At 53.2% G+C, this 20532-nt stretch carries 15 protein-coding genes; 8 read left to right on the top strand and 7 right to left on the bottom strand.

Annotated elements, in window-relative coordinates:
* Positions 1 to 11: 11 nt before the first annotated feature.
* Positions 12 to 1157: an acyl-CoA dehydrogenase family protein gene (locus K3T83_RS14680; RefSeq protein ID WP_220203716.1), complete on the bottom strand. Its 1146-nt coding sequence runs from the start codon at positions 1155 to 1157 to the stop codon at positions 12 to 14.
* 210 nt (positions 1158 to 1367) lie between these two features.
* Here K3T83_RS14680 and K3T83_RS14675 point away from each other — a divergent pair, with 210 nt between their 5' ends.
* Positions 1368 to 1571, top strand: a complete 204-nt coding sequence (locus K3T83_RS14675) for a hypothetical protein (protein WP_220203715.1) — start codon at positions 1368 to 1370, stop codon at positions 1569 to 1571.
* A 220-nt stretch (positions 1572 to 1791) separates the two neighbouring features.
* Here K3T83_RS14675 and K3T83_RS14670 read toward each other — a convergent pair whose 3' ends face one another.
* Complete coding sequence (locus tag K3T83_RS14670) at positions 1792 to 4041, bottom strand: serine/threonine-protein kinase (protein ID WP_220203714.1); 2250 nt, start codon at positions 4039 to 4041, stop codon at positions 1792 to 1794.
* 172 nt (positions 4042 to 4213) lie between these two features.
* The gene (locus tag K3T83_RS14665; RefSeq protein ID WP_220203713.1) at positions 4214 to 6274 is read right to left on the bottom strand and encodes a serine/threonine-protein kinase; all 2061 of its coding nucleotides are present in this window, start codon (positions 6272 to 6274) and stop codon (positions 4214 to 4216) included.
* A 509-nt stretch (positions 6275 to 6783) separates the two neighbouring features.
* Between K3T83_RS14665 and K3T83_RS14660 the strand changes: the two genes are divergently transcribed.
* Together K3T83_RS14660 and plsX are read left to right on the top strand one after the other, a co-directional pair.
* Entirely contained in the window at positions 6784 to 7170 is a 387-nt protein-coding gene (locus K3T83_RS14660; protein WP_220203712.1) for a response regulator, read from the top strand.
* The gene (gene plsX / locus K3T83_RS14655; RefSeq protein WP_220203711.1) at positions 7167 to 8213 is read left to right on the top strand and encodes a phosphate acyltransferase PlsX; all 1047 of its coding nucleotides are present in this window, start codon (positions 7167 to 7169) and stop codon (positions 8211 to 8213) included. Before K3T83_RS14660 ends, plsX begins: the two co-directional genes overlap by 4 nt.
* 176 nt (positions 8214 to 8389) lie before the next feature.
* Here the strand turns inward: plsX and K3T83_RS14650 are convergent, their stop codons facing one another.
* Complete coding sequence (locus K3T83_RS14650; protein WP_220203710.1) at positions 8390 to 8773, bottom strand: KGG domain-containing protein; 384 nt, start codon at positions 8771 to 8773, stop codon at positions 8390 to 8392.
* Positions 8774 to 9236: 463 nt separating this feature from the next.
* The gene (locus K3T83_RS14645; protein ID WP_236064901.1) at positions 9237 to 10844 is read right to left on the bottom strand and encodes a peptidoglycan D,D-transpeptidase FtsI family protein; all 1608 of its coding nucleotides are present in this window, start codon (positions 10842 to 10844) and stop codon (positions 9237 to 9239) included.
* Between the two features lie 147 nt (positions 10845 to 10991).
* Between K3T83_RS14645 and K3T83_RS14640 the strand changes: the two genes are divergently transcribed.
* Positions 10992 to 12083 carry a serine hydrolase gene (locus K3T83_RS14640; RefSeq protein WP_220203709.1) on the top strand — a complete coding sequence of 364 codons (1092 nt, stop codon included), beginning with the start codon at positions 10992 to 10994 and terminating at the stop codon, positions 12081 to 12083.
* Between the two features lie 194 nt (positions 12084 to 12277).
* On the opposite strand, the gene K3T83_RS14635 is transcribed toward K3T83_RS14640, so the two are convergent.
* Positions 12278 to 14770, bottom strand: a complete 2493-nt coding sequence (locus K3T83_RS14635) for a beta-mannosidase (RefSeq protein ID WP_220203708.1) — start codon at positions 14768 to 14770, stop codon at positions 12278 to 12280.
* 635 nt (positions 14771 to 15405) lie between these two features.
* Between K3T83_RS14635 and aroF the strand changes: the two genes are divergently transcribed.
* Complete coding sequence (gene aroF / locus K3T83_RS14630) at positions 15406 to 16479, top strand: 3-deoxy-7-phosphoheptulonate synthase (RefSeq protein WP_220203707.1); 1074 nt, start codon at positions 15406 to 15408, stop codon at positions 16477 to 16479.
* Positions 16480 to 16512: 33 nt separating this feature from the next.
* Positions 16513 to 17286 carry a class I SAM-dependent methyltransferase gene (locus K3T83_RS14625; protein WP_220203706.1) on the top strand — a complete coding sequence of 258 codons (774 nt, stop codon included), beginning with the start codon at positions 16513 to 16515 and terminating at the stop codon, positions 17284 to 17286.
* A 185-nt stretch (positions 17287 to 17471) separates the two neighbouring features.
* Here the strand turns inward: K3T83_RS14625 and K3T83_RS14620 are convergent, their stop codons facing one another.
* The gene (locus K3T83_RS14620; RefSeq protein ID WP_220203705.1) at positions 17472 to 18620 is read right to left on the bottom strand and encodes a VldE C-terminal domain-containing protein; all 1149 of its coding nucleotides are present in this window, start codon (positions 18618 to 18620) and stop codon (positions 17472 to 17474) included.
* 228 nt (positions 18621 to 18848) lie between these two features.
* Here K3T83_RS14620 and K3T83_RS14615 point away from each other — a divergent pair, with 228 nt between their 5' ends.
* Both K3T83_RS14615 and K3T83_RS14610 read left to right on the top strand, forming a co-directional pair.
* On the top strand, positions 18849 to 19421 hold the full coding sequence (locus K3T83_RS14615; protein ID WP_220203704.1) for an ANTAR domain-containing response regulator: 573 nt from the start codon (positions 18849 to 18851) through the stop codon (positions 19419 to 19421).
* A gap of 101 nt (positions 19422 to 19522) precedes the next feature.
* On the top strand, positions 19523 to 20518 hold the full coding sequence (locus K3T83_RS14610) for a PSP1 domain-containing protein (protein ID WP_220203703.1): 996 nt from the start codon (positions 19523 to 19525) through the stop codon (positions 20516 to 20518).
* The last annotated feature ends 14 nt before the right edge of the window (positions 20519 to 20532 follow it).

The following is a 20532-nucleotide window of genomic DNA, read 5'->3' as shown; positions in this document are numbered from 1 at the left end:
AGAGTCGCAACTCAGCCCCGATTGCTTGAGATGGCCCTCGCTATCACGATGCGCTGGATCTGGTTGGTGCCTTCAAAGATCTGTGCCACTTTGACATCGCGCATATAGCGTTCAACGGGATAATCGCGCACATAGCCAGCACCGCCAAGCACCTGTACCGCATTTGTTGTGATCTCCATAGCCGCATCGGTCGCGAAACATTTTGCCATTGCCGCATACATAATCGCATCCTGTCCTTCATCCAGTTTGTAAGCTGCCTCATAGACCAGCAGGCGTGCGGCCTCGATCTTCATCATCATATCGGCCAATAAGAATTGAATGGCCTGGAAGGTGGAGATGGGATGACCAAATTGCTGGCGCGTCCCGGCATAGTCGCGAGCCACCTCGAAAGCTGCCTGTGCCACACCGATTGCGATGGCACCAATATTGATGCGCCCGCTATCGAGAGAGGCCATTGCGATTTTGAAGCCCTGCCCCTCATCGCCAATACGATTGCTTGCAGGAATGCTGCAATCTTGAAAGAGCAGTTCGCGGGTTGGCGATGAATGGAGGCCCATTTTGCGCTCGCTCTTACCGAACGAGAAGCCAGGAGTACCCTTCTCGACGACAAAACAGGAGACGCCGCCAGCGTTGCGACCGGCCTGTGTGCGTGCCATCACCAGATAGAGATCGGCCTCGCCGCCGTTTGTCACCCACATTTTTGTGCCATTGAGGATATAGCGATCAGTCTGTCGTTTTGCCTGACATTGCAGACTGGCGGCATCCGATCCCGCCCCGGCCTCGCTGAGCGAGAACGCGCCAAGCAGTTTTCCTGTTGCCAGGCGAGAAACCCAGCGCTGGCGTTGTTCGTCGTCACAATAGCGCGCCAGGGAGCCTGTTATCATATTGTGGACCGAGAGGCCAACGGCTGTTGCCATGTCGCCCTTTGCCAGTTCTTCATAGACCAGTGCGCCCGTCAAACGGCTCAACAGGTTGCCTCCATACGCTTCCGGCGTCGTCATGCCCATCAGACCCAACTCGCCCATCTTTGTATAGATCTCGCGAGGAAAGTAATAGTCCTCGTCCCAGGCTGCGGCGTGCGGCGCAATTTCCTGCTCGGTGAAATGACGTACCATGTCACGAATATCTACTTGCTCTTCGTTGAGGTCAAATTTCACAGCATATTCTCCTGTTCTAATAGTGAGCAATGCCTTCCTTCTTCCTGAATATACTATACACTGATGCTAACCTGGCTGAAATGGCATTTGGAAGCTGATAGGGAGAGAATGGAAAAAGAGGTGAAGGAAGCTGTCGTTTACAAGGGGAGGGTGCGAGCAGACCTGCTCGCACCCTCATGATCGAGACTCCTTCCTCTAGATCGGTATCATATGTATGTGCCGCGTCCTAACGACAGCGGCACGCGCTTGTTTCGCGTCCTAGCGGCAGCACTTGCACGCGCGGCAGTGATTGCCCCTCTTGCACTCATCGCACTTCTTGCCGGCTCCGAAGAGCGCGAGTATTGCCTCTATCATATTTCTCACCTCCTCTCAAAGACGAGAGTAAGGCTTGAGAAACAGAGTGCAGAAGGCTAGACGTGCCATGAAGAACACCTCTCCAGAGAAATCAGAGAGACTAGAGACATGATGCATCTTGATGAGCATCTTGAGTTCGTTGCTTCAGATGACAGCTAGGGGCTGAAAGGCCTACGGCAACGATCTGCCCAGCGCAAACGAAGCTATCTTTCAGGACGAACCGAACCTGGACTTTTCATCTGTAATGGTACATTATGCAAAAAGAGATTTCAAGGAGATATCAGGAAGAGAGAGTCTCTACGAGAACACTTCCACCACTGCCAGCAGTGGCAAGCGAGGTGCCGTTGAGCGACCAGGCTATGGTTTTAAGAATGGTATTGGCAAAGGGCTTGATGAGACTTGCTTTTCCGTTAGTCGCATTCCAGATATGGAGTGTACCATTGCTGCCTACCGAAGCGATGAGCGGGCCAGTAGGTTGACCGGCAACTGCATAGACTTCTGCCGGAGCGCTCTGACTCAGATCTACTTGAGAGGTGGGGGTTCCATTGGTCATGTGTCCCAGATAGAGCGTCTGTGTGCTACCAGTGGTGGAATTCCAGACCTGAACTGTGCGATCACTGCTGCCTGAAGCGATCAATTCACCTCCGTATAACCATGAGAGAGCGTTGATTGTGTTGGAATGCCCACGATAGATCGTTATTGCTGTTGCGTTGGGAATTGTTGCCCAGACATGAACGCTAGTATCTTCTCCTCCTGATGCAATATAACTACCATCAAGCGACCATGCAACTGCACGCACACTTTTTGTGTGCCCTGTATAGATGTTTATGGTTTTTAGTGTGGTTCCATTGCAGATATAGACTTTCCCATTGCCGCAGGCTACCGCAAGGGAACTATTATTTGGATTCCAACTGACAGAATAAATGGCGGCGGGAAAATGAGCTATTGCTTGCTGTTTGCCGCTGCTATCCCAGAGGCGTACCGTCTTATCCAGGGAGCCGGATGCCAGAGCCACATTGTTTGCTGAACAGGCTACGGCTGTTACCGCCTGTGTGTGTCCGCGACAGATAATAGTTTGCGTAGTACTTGCGTATTGAGGGTCCCATATCTGGATGGTTTTATCATCACTGGCCGAAACCACATAGGTTTGCAACCACGCTACAGCATTGATGAAGCCTGTATGACCGGTAAAATCGGCTTGATAGTTTAAGCTCATTGGCGAGCCAGAGGCTACGCTCGGAATCGGCGCTGGGGACGAGACAGGGGTATCAGCATGGTTCTGGAATATCTGGTTGCTGAAAAACCAGGCTGACGCCATGACTCCTGCTGTAATCAGGACCGCGCGGCGTGTCGTCCCTTTCTTTTGTGGTTTGCCCATCTTCGCTGCTGCCTGGGACGATGGCGTGTAGTAGATCTGTCCCTGAGCATTGTGCGAAGGTGAGTAGAATATTTGTTGCTGACCAGGGGCGGCGCCGGAGTTTATTCCTGGGAAAGAAGCATATCCTGTCCGTCCCTGCGGTTGTGAATGTCCGGGCGTCACTCGATTCTTGCTATTAAGAGGAAGGGCTGCCTGATAGCCAGCCGTATAGTAGCTGCCGAGATGTTGCAAGAAATACTCTAATCGGTCTTTTACATATAACATGCTGGCCGGTCGCTTCTGTGGGGCCATATCCACCATCTCGATAATCAATGTCTCAAGCTCAGCGGGAAGCGAGGAGCGATAGCTGCGAATTGGTACAAACTGGAATGGCATTTCCGAGGGATCTTTGCCGGTCAACATCTGGTGTAAGATGGCACCCAGGCTGTAGATATCGGAGCGCGGAGTCGTTTGCGCTTTGCCGTATTGTTCCGGAGCAGCATAGCCGGGCGAGCCAAAGGCGATTGTATCGCGAGTCTTGCCCGGCTTAAATCGACGCGCAATACCGAAATCGATCAGATATGTTCGTTGACCCGGGGCAAGCATGATGTTGGCGGGTTTGAGATCGCGAAAAATAATTGGCGGCGAGTTTTTATGCATATAGTCAAGCACGGTGCAGAGTTGAATGCTAATGCGTAGCGCATCCTGTACCTGAATGCCGCCAGGATTAGTGATGCTCAGCGCTGCCTGCTCCAGATAGTGTTCGAGCGTCTCGCCAGCAATATAGTTGATAATGAGATACCAGTGGTCGCGATCAGTAAAGTGATCGTACATCTCCGGCAGGCTGGGATGCTGAAGCTGGGAAAGCGCCGAAACCTCGCGATTGAATGCATCGGTTGCCTCGATAATCTCCTGAGCCGTTAATCGGCTGAGATCGATCTCTTTGATGGCCACATGGCGGTGCAGTTGTATATCTTCTGCCTTATAAACCGAGCCAAAGCCGCCCTGACCTATACAACTTATGATGCGGTAGCGCCCTTTGACCAGCGTATTACTCAACAGCAATACCCGTGCGCCGCCTGTGACCGGCGTAGTGGGAGTCAGGGAACGCTGACAGGCAAAACAGGAAGTGGCTGTATCAACATTGTCCGCGCCGCAATGATCGCAAAACATAAGCTATCTCGCTTTTTCCTCTATTACATTTTACTATTTCAAAAAAACAGTCAGCAGGTAATAGCGCTTTCTTTTAGATCATAGTGGTAAACGTAAATATGGTGCAAGTGTCAAATGTACTATTTACTATACTGTTCTCTCTACAGTTCTATTTACGGTACTATTGTTTTTGCTACGGGACCGATGGAAAAGCCTGCCAGATCTGTACGGTGCGGTCAACTCCGGCTGATGCAATGCGGGTGCCATCGGGGGACCAGGCGACGGCGATGACGTAGCCAACATGACCACCGTAGGTCTCAGTAACTCTTGCGGCATTGTTGGCGGTTAGATCCCAGATCTGCACCGTGCGGTTATTGCTGCCGATTGCCAGATGTTTTCCCTGTGGCGACCATGCGACGATGTTTTTTATGCCGGAGCCGTTGGTGCCGTGCGTGAAGACGATATGGCTGGTGAGCGCATCCCAGATCTGGACGCGATGATCGTTGCTGGCTGCGGCCAGGTATTTACTGTCGGGGGACCATGCTACAGAATTGATCGTGCCATATTGACCCGGCAGTGTCTTTTGCCAGGGCGTCGAAGAAAGGAGCGCGGAGAACTTCTCCGAGACTTTTTCAAACAGGGTGCGCGGCTGCTTTTGTTGGTCGTGCGCAGGGTTCCAGATGTGAATCAGACGATCTTTACCCGCAGAGGCAATGCGCTTGCCATCGGGGGACCATGCTATCGTCTGGACCTTCTCCTTATGCTCGTTATACTGGAAGCTCAGTGCACCGGTTGCTGCATCCCAGACATGGACGCAGGCATCTTCTCCAGCGGATGCAATTTGTTTGCCATCGGGGGACCATGCGACGGCATCAACCATGCCCTTATGACCTGTGTAGTTGATGGCGACCTCGCCTGTCGCAGCATTCCAGACGTGGACGGTGCGATCATCGCTGGCGGATGCAATCAGCTTGCTATCAGGCGACCAGGCCAGATCGTTCACGCGCGCAAAGTGTCCTTTATAGATCAGCATCACCTTGCCCTGATCGGCATCCCAGACCCGAACGGTTTTGTCATAGCTGGCCGATGCAAGCAACTTGCCATCAGGGGACCATGCGACCGCCGCGATTCGGCTGTTGTGGCCGTAGCAAACACACAGGGTATTGGATTGAAGCGGAATTTGCTGCTGTGTGGTCGTCTTTGAGCGCTTCTGTCTTTGTGGCGGCTGTTGATAGCCTGCTGGCACTCCGGGCAGGGGATGCGTCGTAGTATGTTGCGTTACGATGCGCTGCAATTCCTGTTTCACCTGCGAGACGGTCTCCGGTCGCTGATTGATATTGACGCTGACCATATTCATCACCAACGTATCCAGGCCGGACAGTGTGGAGTCGTTGAGATGAAGCCACGAGAATTGAAAAGGGGTTTCCGAAGGATCGTCGCCGGTGAGCAGCTGGTGCAGGGTTGCACCCAGGCTGTAGATATCGGCGCGAGCGTTCGTTTGTGAGCGTCCATATTGTTCGGGTGCGGCATAGCCTGACGAGCCGAGAGCGGTCGTATCGTTTTTCTGCCCCGGTTTAAAGTGGCGTGCAATGCCGAAGTCGATGAGATAGATATGCTCGGCAGGCGTGATCATCACGTTGGCAGGTTTGAGATCGCGGAAAATGACTGGTGGCTGGCGGGTATGCAGATATTCAAGCACCAAACAGAGTTGCAGGCCGATCTCCAGCACCTTATCTGTCGGCATTTTTTTCTTGCCCAGACTGGCGATGAGCTGCTCCAGGGTTTCCCCTTCTATATAATCCATCACCAAATATGAGCGGCCAGCATCGGTGAACTGATCGTAGATGCTGGGTAGGTTGGGATGTTTCAGACTTGCCAGCAGCATTGCCTCGTGCTTCAGCGCATCTTCCGCTGCTGCCAGATCTTGTGGGGAAAGGTTATTCTGGCTCATCTCTTTGACCGCAACCAGCCGACCACCAAATTCCAGGTCCGTTGCTTTATAGACAGCTCCAAAGCCGCCACGTCCGATGGGACCGAGAATGCTGTAACGCTGCTTTAACACATGTTGTGGCGTCAGTAGCCCGGTGAGAGTGTTACTGATTGTAATAGTGCTATTGACGATAGTGCTATTGCTGGTGGTGCCAAATCCGTTCGTGAGGAGTTGCAATGATCGACCACAGACGCGGCAAAACCTGGCCTGGCTTCGGTTCCCGGCCCCGCAGTGATCACAGAATAATGGCGAGGTCAGCGACATGCGATCCTTTCCCTATAAAACATTTGTGCCAGATTATATAGTACTGCTGTACAGTAGTACAAATGACGCACGTTGTCAAGGGACTCTTTCACACTCCTACGCATCTCTTCTCGCGAAAAGAGCCGAAAACTTTATAAATAGATCTCTTTCACTTTATTTTTATTTCCATTAACCCGTTCGGGCAGGGCTTTCCAATTCTCCTATCTAGCGGGAGTGCAGAGGGCGGCAGCCCTTTGCCGGGGTGCGGGGTGTCCCCGCAAAAAACTTTTTTCTTCTCTTTTGCGCGCCGCCGCAGGCGGCGCGCGAAGGAGGGAAGGAAACTGGGGACGCCCCAGGCCCCGGCAGGGAGACCCCTGCCCCCCTTTGAGCGGAGAACTGGAAAGCCCTGCCCGTTCGGGGATGAAACATGGTATCGTATGCGGCATAGTGTTATAATACTTCTGTATCTGTGCCAGTAATGGCAAACGTTATCCGAACGCTGTTTTTATGACGAGGGGAATGCTGGTTTTATGGCGAAAAGAATATTGATTATGGATGACGACCCCACCATCGCTGATCTGCTAACCGAAGCACTGGCCGATGAAGGGTATGAAACGTATATGACGACGCAGAGTCTACGCTTCTACGATGCCGTTCGTGAGCATAATCCTGACCTGGTTTTGCTCGATCTGATGATGCCATATCTCGATGGGCGCGATGAACTCAAGCTGATGGAGATGGCACTGGATCGCCAGATCCCTGTCATTGTTGTCACTGCCTTTCTCGGAGCGGCGAATGAAGAGCAAGAGTTTCGCGATGCTGGCGTCCGCCATATTGTGTATAAACCGTTTGATCTGGACAAACTGGTGGATCTGGTCAGAACAACTATCGGAGAGCCGGAAGGAAGAAACTCATGAGTTCGACCGTTCGGGTTGCTCTGGACGCTATGGGCGGTGATAAGGCTCCTGGCGAGATTGTGGCCGGCGCTGTCCAGGCTGCACGCGAGTTTGATATGGGCGTCTATCTTGTTGGGCGTGAGGATGCTATTCGGGCCGAGCTTGCAAAACATGATGTAACTGGACTCGATCTGCCCATTCTCCACACCGATGAGGTGATTGAGATGGGCGAGCATCCCGCCAATGCTGTTCGTCGTAAAAAGAAAGCGTCGATGAATCTCGCCCTGGAGCTGGTTCGCGATGGTCAGGCAATCGGAGCTGTTTCAGCCGGAAATAGCGGCGCAATGCTCGCGGCCTCTCTCTTTACTCTCAAACGCCTGCCGGGGGTGGAACGCCCCGCGCTGGGCGGCGTTTTTCCCGCTCGTACTGGCCCATGTCTGGTGATCGATATGGGGGCCAACGCCGATTGCAAGCCGGAATATCTCTTGCAATTTGCCCTGATGGGATCGATTTACATGGATCGCATCTTTCATGTTGCCTCGCCGCGCGTCGGTCTGCTCGCCAATGGAGAGGAAGAAGGGAAAGGCAATCAACTCGTCATCGATACGTATCAATTAATAAAAGCCGATGCTGAGATTCTGGGCTTGAATTTTATCGGCAACGTTGAGGGACGTGATATCCCAACTGGCAGTGCCGACGTGGTGGTTTGTGATGGCTTCGTTGGGAACGTGGTTTTGAAGCTCAGTGAAGGGTTGGCCGAAGCACTGATCGGCATGCTGCGAGAGCAGATGTCCAGCACGCTCATCAACAAGCTGGCGGCGGCTGTCCTGGCCCCCGGATTGCGCAAGATGTTCAAACGCCTTGATTATGCCGAGTATGGCGGTGTGCCCCTGCTTGGCGTTAACGGAGCTGCTATCGTTTCGCACGGTCGCTCCAATGCCAGAGCCATCAAAAATGCTCTCCAGGTCGCTCGTCAAACGGCAGAAACCGGTGTGGCAACAGCCATCGCTGAAGGGCTGGCCCGCCTGAAGACAAACAGCGGCAAGCAACAGGCGGAAGTCTGAGATTGTGGAATTGCTATGACAAGGGCATGCAGTGGTATATGTCAAATTTTGGCAGGGGACCAACGGACGACCATAAAGGTCGCACCCTGCCATATACGATGGTAGCCCGCGCGACCCGTATATGGCAGGGTGCGACCTTTATGGTCGTCCGTTGTGTTTTCTCGATGATACCAGCTTTATGAATCGTTGCTGTCGGGTGACTTTTTACGACGCCTGGCGGCACCCCCTAGCCTACCGATACGTCTATAAAAATCAGAGTCCTGGCGCTGTTTAGTGGTATTTCCGCCCAGTTTGCCCATATTGCTAAAATGCTCCGGGCCATACTTGTTGACGTTGGCCTGGCCGCCTTTTTGAGCAATGGTGCGGTAATACTCGTTCCCACGTTGCTCCTTGAGTGCTTTTCCTCCTTTTTTGCCGATTTTTTTATAGTAGTCTTCGCCATATTTTGCGCGGATGGTGTGTCCCCCTCGTCTTCGACCTGCCGCCTCTGATGATGGGGCTTCAGGTGTCCCTACGTCTGCTGATGTGGGTTCGGGTTTCTCATCGTCTTCCGGCAACATTGCTAACAACCCCCTTTCCCATTTTCAACCCCAGGTTGAAAAGTGAGCGCTTTTCAATATTTCAATGAATGATCGACCCTCATGTATTGTGGTTTTTCGCGGAAAAAACAAGAGGGCATCTGTCCTTAGATGCCCTGCAATGCTGGATTGAGCGGTCGATGCCCCTATTATAGAGAGGGGGTTCTGATTTTGTCAATAAACTCACCTTTTGTGCCAGGGCTTTCCAATTCTCCCATCTAGCGGGAGTGCAGAGGGCGGCAGCCCTTTGCCGGGGTGCGGGGTGTCCCCGCAAAAACCTTTTTTCTTCTCTTTTGCGCGCCGCCGCAGGCGGCGCGCGAAGGAGGGAAGGAAACTGGGGACGCCCCAGGCCCCGGCAGGGAGACCCCTGCCCCCCTTTGAGCGGAGAACTGGAAAGCCCTGCCTTTTGTGCTGTTATTCTTTACTATATGTCCCATCTCCACCCCTAACGGCACTGCAACAGCCCGGTAGAGCAGCAATAGTTCGCTGGTGGTGCTGGAGGGTTCGACGCTTTGACGTAACCATGAGAGAAGATGTCCTGGTACATCGCAGCAATCATAGGGCCAACAGAAGCACCTCCCTCGCCGCTGTTCTGCTTCATTGCGACAATTGTGAGCCGGGGAAGCTGCTCTGGCTGGGTGACAGAGTAGGGAGCCTGGGTAATCATCCAGCCATGCGCTGCGATATTGCCTGCATCGCTTACCTGCCCGGTGCTGGTTTTGCCGATAATGCTCACGGGCGAGTTGAGCAGGGCGGGTACGACGGAGCCGGAGCCACAGCGAATCACGCCGAACATCGCCTGCCGCACCTGAGCCGCCGTTTGTGCCGAGATGGGCGCGCGTAACAGCTCCGGGCTGTTGATCTGCACTGGTTCCTTGTTGGGGGCAACGATCTTCGCCAGCAGCATAGGTCGCATCAAATGTCCATTGCTGGCAATCGCATTATTAAACAGCGCCATTTGTAGCGGCGTGACGGCATCGTAGCCCTGACCGAAGGCTTCGGCGGCCAGTTCGTTCTCGTTCAAGGTTGGCTGGCTTTTCAAAATGCTGCTCTTGACCACTGGCAGATCAAATGGGATCGCCTGCCCCATATAGAAGCGCTGATTATAGTCCTGCCAGGCGTTGAAACCAAGCTTGAGGCCAAGCTGTGCAAAGATGACATTATCGGAATGGACAAAGCCGTATTCGCTGGTCACGGGGAAACGATAGGTGTAGGGATCGATATTATTCCCAATCGGGCCGATCTGTTGCCCGTTGACAAAGATCGGTCCCCTGGCGTGTTGCTCATCAAAGGTTGTCTGCAAGCTGGTTTTGCCCGTATCGAGGGCGGCCATCAACGTTACGGCTTTGTAGCTCGAACCAGGAATGTAGGTATCTTGGATCGGCTTCATGAGCAGTGGTTGCCCCTTATTGTTCGCGAGAGCATTGTAGTATGAGAGATCACCCCTGGCGACGGTCGAGACGAGCTTGTTGGGATCAAAGCTGGGGCGACTGAGCATCGCCAGTACCTCTCCCGTATGCGGGTCCATCACGATCACTGCGCCGCTATCTGACTTAAACGTATTTTCATTGTCAATAACAATTGGATCATCGAAGTGCCGGTCGACGAGACGTTGGATACGCACATCGATAGTAAGATAGAGATCATCGCCGACTGGTGGACGATGCAGGAGTTTATTGCCCATTGTTCCCAAAGCAGTTGCACCGACATCTCCACTCAGATAGGCATCATATTGTCGTTCCAGCCCAGTTGAGGGATAGAGCGGACTGATATAATAGCCGATCAATGCGGCAAGAGAGGGTTCGTAATAATGGCGCAGATAGCCGCAGGGAGCGTTCTTGTCCGGTTTTGAGTCCGCCAGCAGCACGCCGTTGCGATCAAAGATGCGCCCACGTATCGGAGCATTCGCGGGGAGGCAGGCACGGCCATTATGGACATTGGCGGTAACGGCACTTGCTGCAATGACCTGCCAGTATACGAGGCCAGCACTCAATGCCAGAAATAGCGCCGTCATGAATACACCCAATCGTCGTATATTTGAGCCGATATTCAAATCTCAACCTCCTGATGATGGGATAGATATGTTTACCTCGTAATCATAGCCATCATGCATTGTCAGGGGGAGAGCCTTTGCGATACAATAAGCGATACAATAACAGGGAAAACCTATCCATCTATTCAGTATGCAGGAACTTTCTTCATGGAGTGGATAAACTACCGGGATACTTCATTTGGTACATGGCTCAAAGCGCAGAGGAAACGCTATCGATTGACTCAGGGAGAACTGGCGGGGCGCATTCATTGTGCCGCTGTGACGATTCGGAAGATAGAGGCCGATGAGCGACGGCCATCTTTGCAATTAGCTGATCTCCTGATCGAGCAACTGGCGATCCCAGTGCAGTGGCGCGATGCTTTTCGACAATGGGCGTGTACCGGCCTTCCTCCTCACGCAGCGCTTGCGCAGAAGCGAGAGACTGACCCTCTTTCCGCACAGCCAGCGCCGTTTCTGCCCGCCTATCCAGTGGCGGTCCAGGCCACCGCGGCCTGCCTGCTGGATGCCAGCAGTAACTCGCTACTGGTCGATATTCGCGGCCAGCAGCGCCTCCCTATTGCCAGTACGACGAAGATTATGACAGCCATTATCGCCATTGAAGAGGCCGATCTGCATGAGACCATCACCATAGAGCAGGAGGTGATCAATGAAATCATCAGGATCGATGGCTTTCGTGGCGCGGACCTGGTTGCCGGCGATCGTATCCTGCTCAAAGATCTGCTCTATGCGATGCTGCTCCCTTCCGGCGATGAAGCTGCTCTGACTATCGCTCGATTTATCAGTGGCACGACTGCCGGTTTTGTAAAATTGATGAACGACTATGCAAAGCGGCTCCATTTGACCCAGACCCATTACTCCAATCCCTGTGGCTTTGCCTATCGGGAGCGGCAGGCAGACCACTACTCCACCGCCAGGGATCTTGTGCATCTTGCCCGCTATGCCCTGGCAAACCCCCTTTTTGCGCAGGTGGTGCAGTTGCAGCGCTATATCCTGCCTGCCACCCCGTTTCATCGCGCCTATACCTGGGAAACCACCAACAGCCTGCTCTGCTGTTATGCTGGCGCGACCGGCATCAAAACCGGCTATGGACCTCTCGCTGGCTATTGCCTCGTCTTCTCCGCAACCAGCCGGGATCGCCACCTGATCGGCGCTATTCTCCAGAGCAAGGGAGCGGCGCAACGCCTGGAAGATACCCGGCAATTGCTTGATTGGGGCTTTTCCTTACCACAGCTTGCATAAAATGGATTGTTGATGCGTTTGGCAAATGAGACGGCGAGGACCACCTGAATATGGCAGGGGCGATGGCTGGTCCTCGCCCTGGTTCACTACACACAATTGGGGCAGAACGGGCGAGGACCAGCCATCGCCCCTGCCATATTCGGCCTTCCCCCCGGAGGAGTTCGTGGATGCACCAATTGTGATGATTTGTTTTCTTACCCCTTGAGCCACCGCACCTGAACAGGTGCATCATGAGCAAGCTTTGTGGCGACGACTACCTGGGGATCATCGGGGAAGACATCTAGCATATTATCGCTCCAGGACACGCCATCACCTGCGGAGAGCCAGACGCCCTTTGCGGGCCGCTTCACCTGGACGCGGATGGCGTTGTGTTCCAGGTGTTCGACGGTGATTGCGGGATCGGGCAACGTGAGATACTTGAAGGGTTCGGGCCAGAGCGCCGCACGCGCAATCACCGTGCCATCCTTTACCAACCGCACCGCCACAATGTGTTTCTCGCTCAAATGGTCCTCAATTTCTCGCAGCTCGCTGGACTGGTTGGGGGCAAGCACAACCTGAACGCGTTCACTCGCAACTAGCTCGCCCATGAGCGACCAGATGTTTATCTCCAAATCGGCTTCCAGCGCAGTTTCCAGGCTGTTGACGGCCCAGATTGCAACTCGTTCGTCTGAAAGGCGTGCAATGCCAGCGGCGAAGGGAGCCAGTTCGCGCCGTATTGCATAGTAGGCGGGTTTGGGATGCAGTTGGCTATCGATAATCGCCCAGCTTGTGACGGGCCAGCAGTCGTTGAGTTGCCAGACCAGCGCACCTGCTGTGTAGCGTTCCTGATATCCCTGTCCTCGCCAGCGTCGCCGCCAGCCACGAAAGGCCGAGGTCATCGCTTCCGCCTGGATAAACTGGGTGGCATAGACATACTCGTCAAGGTGCTCTGGCACGCGAATATTGCGGACGAGATAGCTGGCGAGCCGCTCCGAACCACCATCGGCTTTGTTATGCAGATCCAGCGTGCGGCTCTGTGGATAGCGCTCGTCGGGTTCAGTGAAAGAAACGATGGTTGCCAGCTCGGAAAAGGATTCCATTCCAAACTCGCTGACAAACGTTCCGGCCAGTTGTGGATAGTTCTGATACGGGGCCATATTGCCGTGCCAGACATCCCAGACGTGTTGATCGCCGACATGTGGATCGTTGGTGTTGCCATTTGCGCCGCCGCTATAGGGACTGCCGGGCCAGTAGGTGCGCGTCGGATCGAGCGTAGCACAGACCTGCGGCAAGATCTGTTCGTAGATGGCGCGAGCGGGGAAGGCGGTTTGCGTGAAATCTCCATTGAAGGTTGCATCATAGACGCCCTTCGAGCTAGCCACTACGTAATCTTCGTTGTTGCCGCTCCAAAGCGCGATGCAGGGATGATGGCGCAGGCGTCGCACTGCATCTTCGGCCTCGCTGCGCACGCTCTCGCGAAACTCCTTGTGAGCAGGATAGAGGCCGCACGCAAACATAAAATCCTGCCAGACGAGCAGACCCAGTTCGTCGCAGAGATCGTAGAATATATCCTCTTCATAGATGCCACCGCCCCAGACACGCAACATCACCATATTGGCATCGGCAGCCATTTGCAACCAGGCGCGATAGCGATTGTGGGAGATGCGAGGTACAAACAGATCGGCGGGAATCCAGTTTGCGCCACCACAGAAGATGGGAGTATTGTTGATCTCGAACAGAAAGGTCGTCCCGGAGCCATCGGCGAGCGGCTGTTGGACCAGTTGCAGGCGGCGCAGACCTATGCGCTGCTCGCGGCTGTCGAGGATCTCGCCGTCGTGTTGAAGCGTGATGACCAGCCGATAGAGTGCCTGCTCGCCATAGCCGTGAGGCCACCAGAGCAGAGGCGCAGCAATAGTGAGAACGTGCTCGATAGTTGCGGAACCCGTCACTGGCAATGTTACCTGCGTTACCGCCTCGCTGGAAGGAGCATAGAGCGCAATGTGTGCAGAGAGATGTGTGTGTGCTGAGCCATCGAGCGTGATGCTGACGGGGAGATGGGCGCTCGCCAGATCAGGCGCAACCTCGGCGGGACAATGCACATCGGCGATGCGCACGCTGTACGCCTCTAACCAGAGAGGTCGCCAGATGCCAGCTGTGAGCAGCGTTGGACCCCAATCCCAGCCATAATGATACTGAGCCTTACGCACATAGAGGCGGCTTGAATCGCCGTTCCAGAGTGGCAATTGCCCATATTGAGCCTCTCGCTCTTTGCCACGCCTCAGTGCAGATTCAAAGAGGATCTGTAAGTTGTTGCGTCCAGGACGCAGCAGGGCAGAGACTGGTACGCGATGTGAGACAAACATATTGTCGCTGACGAGTACCTGCTTGCCATTGAGCCAGACGGTTGCGAAGGTATCGAGTCCAGCGCTGCACAGAGCGATGGTCTCCTCGTTCTTGAAATCGGGCGGCAGGACAAATTCGCAGCGATACAGCCAGTCGCGCTCACCCACCCATTGCACCTGGGCTTCATTCAATCCGAAGAATGGATCGGGAATCTGTTCGGTTGCCAGTAAATCCTGATGGATCGTACCGGGAACACTGGCAGCTAGCCAGCCCTCGCCGCTGGAAAAATCGTCCGTCAGCGCCAGGGCTGGATCACGCAGCTTGAATTGCCAGTGCTGGTTATCTAATAAGGGTAGATGTCTCATATATTCCCTTCAAATCGGCAATGTCATTCGTAGTGGAGCGATTGATCGCGTTGGTGCGGCTTCACAAGCGGTTCCACCAACGCGATCAATCGCTCCACTACGAAATACCTGACCACTTTGCTTGTTAAAAATCATCTAAAAATAGAGGCGCCGGACGTAGAGCCATACCAGGCGCGCTTTCATCCTGCATTGGTTGCTATGGTGTTGGAGACAACGTAGCCCAAAACGAGGTCTGATGTCAATGGATAAGCTGGTCCATAAGAGAGCTATTTTCTATGCTATCTATTCTCTCCGGCATATTGTGGATAGTTCTCACATAGCTATTCTGCTGGCGACCCTTGACATGTAATCTATAGCGCCCTTATAATCTTAACAGCGAGTTGGGGAAGCTGAAAAATGAAATACCTCAACTGGCACAGAAAAAAAATACAATCGACGGAAAAAACAATGCTCAGCGAACAGATTGCCCGACAACATAGCTTTTATTATTGGTTTAGCCCTCCGGTATGCAGGTGGGTCTTTTAGGCTGAGCAAAAAAACACCAGGCATACCGGAGAAGCAGAGGAAAAAAACCTCTGCTTTTTTGTTTCCTTTTTTTGTCGCAATCGTCATTTCAGGAGAGGAATACACAAATCATGATTATTACTATTCATCCACAGGCCACCAGCGAGGAACGCGCCCATTTGATGTCCCTTTTATGTCGTATGACCGGAAGCCAGCGTCCTATTTCCAGTACGCAGATTGCCAACCGCGAGGTGATTGCTCTGGATGGTGGACATCTCGATGCACAGGCACAGAATTTGTTACAACAACAGAATGCAGTAGAGCGTGTCACAGTAGTAAAGACCCCGTACCAGCTTGTCAGTCGAGCATTCAAGCCAGAGTCCACCAGCGTCGTGATCGGCAAAAATCGTGATTGCACTTCAGTTATTGTTGGTGATACAACAGCATCACCTGTCATCATGGCTGGTCCGTGTGCCGTAGAGAACAAGGAGCAGTTGATGGAGACGGCGCTGGCGGTCAAGGAGGCTGGTGCGCATGTGTTGCGTGGTGGTGCATTCAAGCCTCGCACTTCTCCTTACCAGTTCCAGGGTCTTGGTGTTGACGGTTTGCATCTGCTGTCTGATGCACGAGACGAGACGGGGCTGCCGGTCGTGACCGAGGTGATGGAGCCTGAAATGGTCGAGGTTGTGGCGCAACATGCCGATGTTTTACAGATTGGCGCGCGCAATATGCAAAACTTCCCGTTGCTCAACGCTGCCGGTCGTAATAGCCATAAACGTCCGGTCCTGCTCAAGCGAGGACTCTCTGCGACGATTGATGAATGGTTGTTGGCAGCGGAATACATCGTCGCAGCAGGCAACCCCAACGTCATCCTCTGCGAACGCGGTATCCGTAGCTACGATCCTCAGACCCGCAACGTTCTCGACCTCACCTGTGTTCCCCTCCTGCAACAGTTAACCCACCTCCCGATCATCGTTGATCCCAGCCATGCTACCGGCCGCAGCGAGCTGGTTCCCGTTATGTCTCGCGCCAGTATCGCCGTTGGTGCCTCTGGCCTGATTATCGAGGTTCATCCCGATCCCAACACCGCCCTATGTGATGGGAAACAGTCGATTACGCCCGCGCAACTGCAAAAGATCGTACACGAAAGCCGGATGCTTACCCATATGCTACAAGGCGAGGCGGCGCTCACCCATGTTGCCTGATCTTGCATCTTATCAACTATAAGGAGAAGCTTGATGAACTATCTTTTTAGAGATACCGATCTGGCGGCACGCAGATTGAAGGTGCTGGCCGATGTCTATGCACCAACAAGCCGCGCGTTTCTAGAAGCCGTTGTGACTAATACACCCCGGGTCGCCGTTGATCTGGGGTGTGGTCCTGGCTATACTACACGCTTGCTAGCCGAAGTCACGGCCTGTAAGAGGGCCGTTGGTATCGATGCCTCCGAGTATTTTCTCTCGCTGGCCCGTCAGGACGCCCCGGAGCATATTTCATTTCTCTCTCACGATGTTACTCAGGTTCCTTTTCCAATTGAGCCGAGTGATCTGATCTTTTGCCGCTTTCTTTTAACGCATTTGCAAGATCCGCAACGCATCATCAAGCGCTGGGCCACGCAGCTTGGGCCGCGCGGATTGTTGCTGGTGGAAGAGGTGGAGTGGATTGAAAGCGAGCATCCTGCATTGAGTACCTATCTGAGCATTGTTGCCGCCATGTTGGAGCAGCAGGCCAATCAGTTGTATATCGGTCCCGCGCTCGATGCAATGCCGGTGGGTGATGGATTACAGAAGCGAATGAGCCGTGTCTATCGCTATCCGGTCTCTACAAAACAGGCGGCGACTATGTTTTCTATGAACGTCCCCGCCTGGAAAAATCGACCGTTTCTTCAAGAACACTATGCGCCGGACATGATCGAACAGCTTGAGCAAGAGTTGCACTCGCTGGCCGAGACCTCCACCGCCGAAGGAGAGATTACCTGGGGGATGCGGCAGATTGCGTATGAGAGAATTTGATTTGTGGACATCCTCGTGTATGGCAGGGGCGATGGCTTGTCCTCGCCCGGCTTCACAGGCGCGATGGTGCCCCCAGGGCTTGTCCTCGCCCCTGCCATACACGAGAACCCCTGCCCTCATCGTCCTCAATCCTGGTCTTGCCCATTCATTATCATGCAAATTGACAGCGTTTAGATAGAGCTTCATCATGAGACCTTGCCGGAGCGCCAGGTGGCAACGGATTTTTGCACTTCAGAGATATATTCAGCGACATTATTTCCATCTGAAGCCGGAGCATAGGTAGGAATGATCTGCTCAATGGTGGACTTATTCCATTGTCCAACATACGTTGTGCGGATCATACTAAACCAGGCCTGGACGCTCGCCGTCCAATTTGCGTATTTATGGAAACAATGGCTGCCGCTATAGTAGCGTTCGTTGGCCGGTGTGCTGCTCGTGCAGACGGTATTGCTGATGCTTAGTGTGTAGCGAGCAACTCCTGCTGTGCCAAAAGAGCTTTCATGTTTGAAGAAGGCCAGCGCGAAGACGGGATCGATGCCGTATTGCACGCCGTAGGTATAGAAAGCCGCTCCTGTGCCTTGAGCTGGAGAGTGATTTGCCGCCAGCACCTTATCAATGAAGGCCGCTGTGACTGTGGGTGAGCCGAGAACGCTGGATGATCCCCCACCCATATTGGGCATCGGGCAGGGTGCGCCTTGCTCGCAAGCCTGCTGAGGATTCCAGAAAGTGGTTTGCTTGTTTGCACCGATCCAGTAGAAGCTGAAGTGGACATGATCGGTATGCTCGCTTACTCCGCTATATGGTCGCCAGCCATCGGACGCACGGTATGCTCCCCAGATTTGTTTATTCCAGATAATATACATAATGCCCAGACGCGTGATCATCGCATTTTTGTGCCCATACTTATCGGTCGCAAAGAGCCATTTAAAGAGCGTATTGACGGTGGCAACATCCTGGGGATTATTCGCATTGACCTTCCAATCCCAGGCACGTCCCTCTTTATGCTCGCTGATGCCGTCTTCCGAGCCGCAATCCCTTGTGATGCCGTAATCACCAGTATTGGGAAATATCTTGAGGATCATATCATGGAAGGCTTGGACGCCTGGTTTGGCGGTAGGATCGCAGGTGGATTGTGGTTGATAGTTTGGGGTCGTATCGATCTTTGGGCCGAAGCTATTGATGTCGGGGAGTTGTCCGGGAACGCCATCAGCGCTTTCAATACTGCTCTGGATGAGAACAGTTATGCCGGAGATGAAACAATAAAGTATGAAAAATGACGCTACAAGGATCATGGCTAATTGTTGCAGCCCTAGAGCATTTGCAGCCTTTTTCATGAACAGCATCCTCAAAAACAGCTTCTTTGAGGGAACATAACACAAAAAAGATGAGGATTAAAGAGGATTGTAGGGACATTTAGATGGTTTCGGCGAATAGTGGTAGAGTTTCCAGTTAGTATTGTGCAATGGCTATCCCTGTTGCAGTCTTTATGATATACTCTTTATACGTAGAAAGAGGCTTTATTCTAACTGGTGGAAGAAACAAGGTTTTTTTGAGGTGACATTATGCCCACACGAATTATTATCGCTGACGACGAAACTATCCAACGCATGGATTTGAAAGACGTTCTGACCAAGCAGGGCTATCTGGTAATCGGCGAGGCGGGCGATGGTCAGAGCGCAGTCAATCTTGCTCGTGAACTTCGCCCTGACCTCATCATTATGGATATTCGTATGCCTGACATGGATGGAATCACCGCAGCCGAGACGCTCACGCAGGAGAAGATCGCTCCGGTGTTATTGCTCACCGCCTTTGGCGATTTGCCGCTTGTTGAGCGAGCGAAAGAGGCTGGGGTGGTGAACTACATCGTGAAGCCCCTCCGTGAGAGCGAGGTTGCCCCCGCAATTGAAGTGGCGCTGGCACGTTACAACGAATTCCGTGCAATGGAAGAGAAAGCGCGTACCCTGAACGAGCAGTTGGAGACGCGAAAAATCGTCGAGCGAGCTAAAGGCTTGCTTATGGAGAAGCAAGGGCTGACTGAACAGGAGGCGTTCCGCAAGATTCAGAAAGCCAGTATGAACAATCGTAAATCTATGCGCGAAGTAGCCGAGGCAATCCTACTCACGGACGCGATGTAGGTTATGGAGACGTGAACGGATGTAGCAAAGAGGCTGCATCCTTTTCAAGAGGATACATCCTTTTTTGAGGACATCCTTTACTAGAAAAGATAGAGCAGCACATGACCGTGACAACTGACACTGCTGAGAAGACAGTTATCATTGTCGGCATTCGCTTCCGTCCAGCAGGGCGCATCTATTACTTTGATCCCCAGGGCCAGAGCTTTAGCACGGGCCAGTATGTGATCGTCGAAACTGTGCGAGGCATAGAAGCCGGGCGTGTGGTGATCGCGTCAAAGAAGATAACCGAGAGCGACCTGAGCGATCCGCTCAAGCCAGTCCTGCGGCTGGCAACTGAAGATGAATTGCGTATGATGCTCTCGTTCAAAAGTAAAGAAAAAGAGGCACTGGCACGTTGTGCCGAGCGTATTGTACAGCATAACCTTCCCATGAAGCTTGTCGAGTCCGAATATACGTTTGATGGGAGTCGCCTGACCTTCTATTTTACTGCCGATGAACGCGTGGACTTTCGCGGATTGGTGCGGGATCTGGCGGCGACGTTCCGTACGCGTATCGAACTACGCCAGATAGGGGCACGGGATCAGGCGAAGTTGCAGGGTGGTATCGGTCCATGTGGGAAAACGCTCTGTTGCAGTTCGTGGATTACCGACTTTGGCATTGTCTCTATTAAAATGGCGAAAGAGCAGGGGCTTCCCCTCAATCCCTCGAAAATCTCCGGTGTCTGTGGTCGTCTGATGTGTTGTCTCTCGTATGAAAATGATAACTATATCCAGGCCAAACAACAAATGCCACAGATCGGAACGATGTTGCAGACCCCCAGCGGTTATGGCAAAGTTGTTTCGATCAATGTCCCCAGGAACTCAGTTGAGGTCATGCTCGAAAGTGGCGTTACGATCCAGGTTCCCGTGAACGAGGAAGAGAAAAGCAGCTCACGCGGTTGTGGAGGGTGTAGCGTCAAAGGCGGTGGCTGTGGCAGCTGTGGTAGCGGTGGTGGCAGTGGGGGATGCGGCAGCAGTGGGGGATGCGGCAGCAGTGGCGGCTGTGGCACATGTGGGGTGAAGCAAAAGTTCCAGGGAGATTCGAGATCTTTGTCATGAGATGAGAGGAAGGT

The sequence above is a fragment of the Reticulibacter mediterranei genome, assembly GCF_016587455.1.
Note: the sequence above shows the minus strand (reverse complement) of the source record. Positions and strands in the feature narration are given on the sequence as shown.

What these genes read in the sequence shown, in the direction of transcription:
- K3T83_RS14610 (WP_220203703.1), top strand. Translation starts at nt 19,523, where the DNA reads ATGACCGTGACAACTGACACTGCTGAGAAGACAGTTATCATTGTCGGC.
- K3T83_RS14640 (WP_220203709.1), top strand. Translation starts at nt 10,992, where the DNA reads ATGGAGTGGATAAACTACCGGGATACTTCATTTGGTACATGGCTCAAA.
- aroF (WP_220203707.1), top strand. Translation starts at nt 15,406, where the DNA reads ATGATTATTACTATTCATCCACAGGCCACCAGCGAGGAACGCGCCCAT.
- K3T83_RS14615 (WP_220203704.1), top strand. Translation starts at nt 18,849, where the DNA reads ATGCCCACACGAATTATTATCGCTGACGACGAAACTATCCAACGCATG.
- plsX (WP_220203711.1), top strand. Translation starts at nt 7,167, where the DNA reads ATGAGTTCGACCGTTCGGGTTGCTCTGGACGCTATGGGCGGTGATAAG.
- K3T83_RS14665 (WP_220203713.1), bottom strand. Translation starts at nt 6,274, where the DNA reads ATGTCGCTGACCTCGCCATTATTCTGTGATCACTGCGGGGCCGGGAAC.
- K3T83_RS14670 (WP_220203714.1), bottom strand. Translation starts at nt 4,041, where the DNA reads ATGTTTTGCGATCATTGCGGCGCGGACAATGTTGATACAGCCACTTCC.
- K3T83_RS14625 (WP_220203706.1), top strand. Translation starts at nt 16,513, where the DNA reads ATGAACTATCTTTTTAGAGATACCGATCTGGCGGCACGCAGATTGAAG.
- K3T83_RS14650 (WP_220203710.1), bottom strand. Translation starts at nt 8,773, where the DNA reads ATGTTGCCGGAAGACGATGAGAAACCCGAACCCACATCAGCAGACGTA.
- K3T83_RS14675 (WP_220203715.1), top strand. Translation starts at nt 1,368, where the DNA reads ATGTATGTGCCGCGTCCTAACGACAGCGGCACGCGCTTGTTTCGCGTC.
- K3T83_RS14635 (WP_220203708.1), bottom strand. Translation starts at nt 14,770, where the DNA reads ATGAGACATCTACCCTTATTAGATAACCAGCACTGGCAATTCAAGCTG.
- K3T83_RS14660 (WP_220203712.1), top strand. Translation starts at nt 6,784, where the DNA reads ATGGCGAAAAGAATATTGATTATGGATGACGACCCCACCATCGCTGAT.
- K3T83_RS14620 (WP_220203705.1), bottom strand. Translation starts at nt 18,620, where the DNA reads ATGAAAAAGGCTGCAAATGCTCTAGGGCTGCAACAATTAGCCATGATC.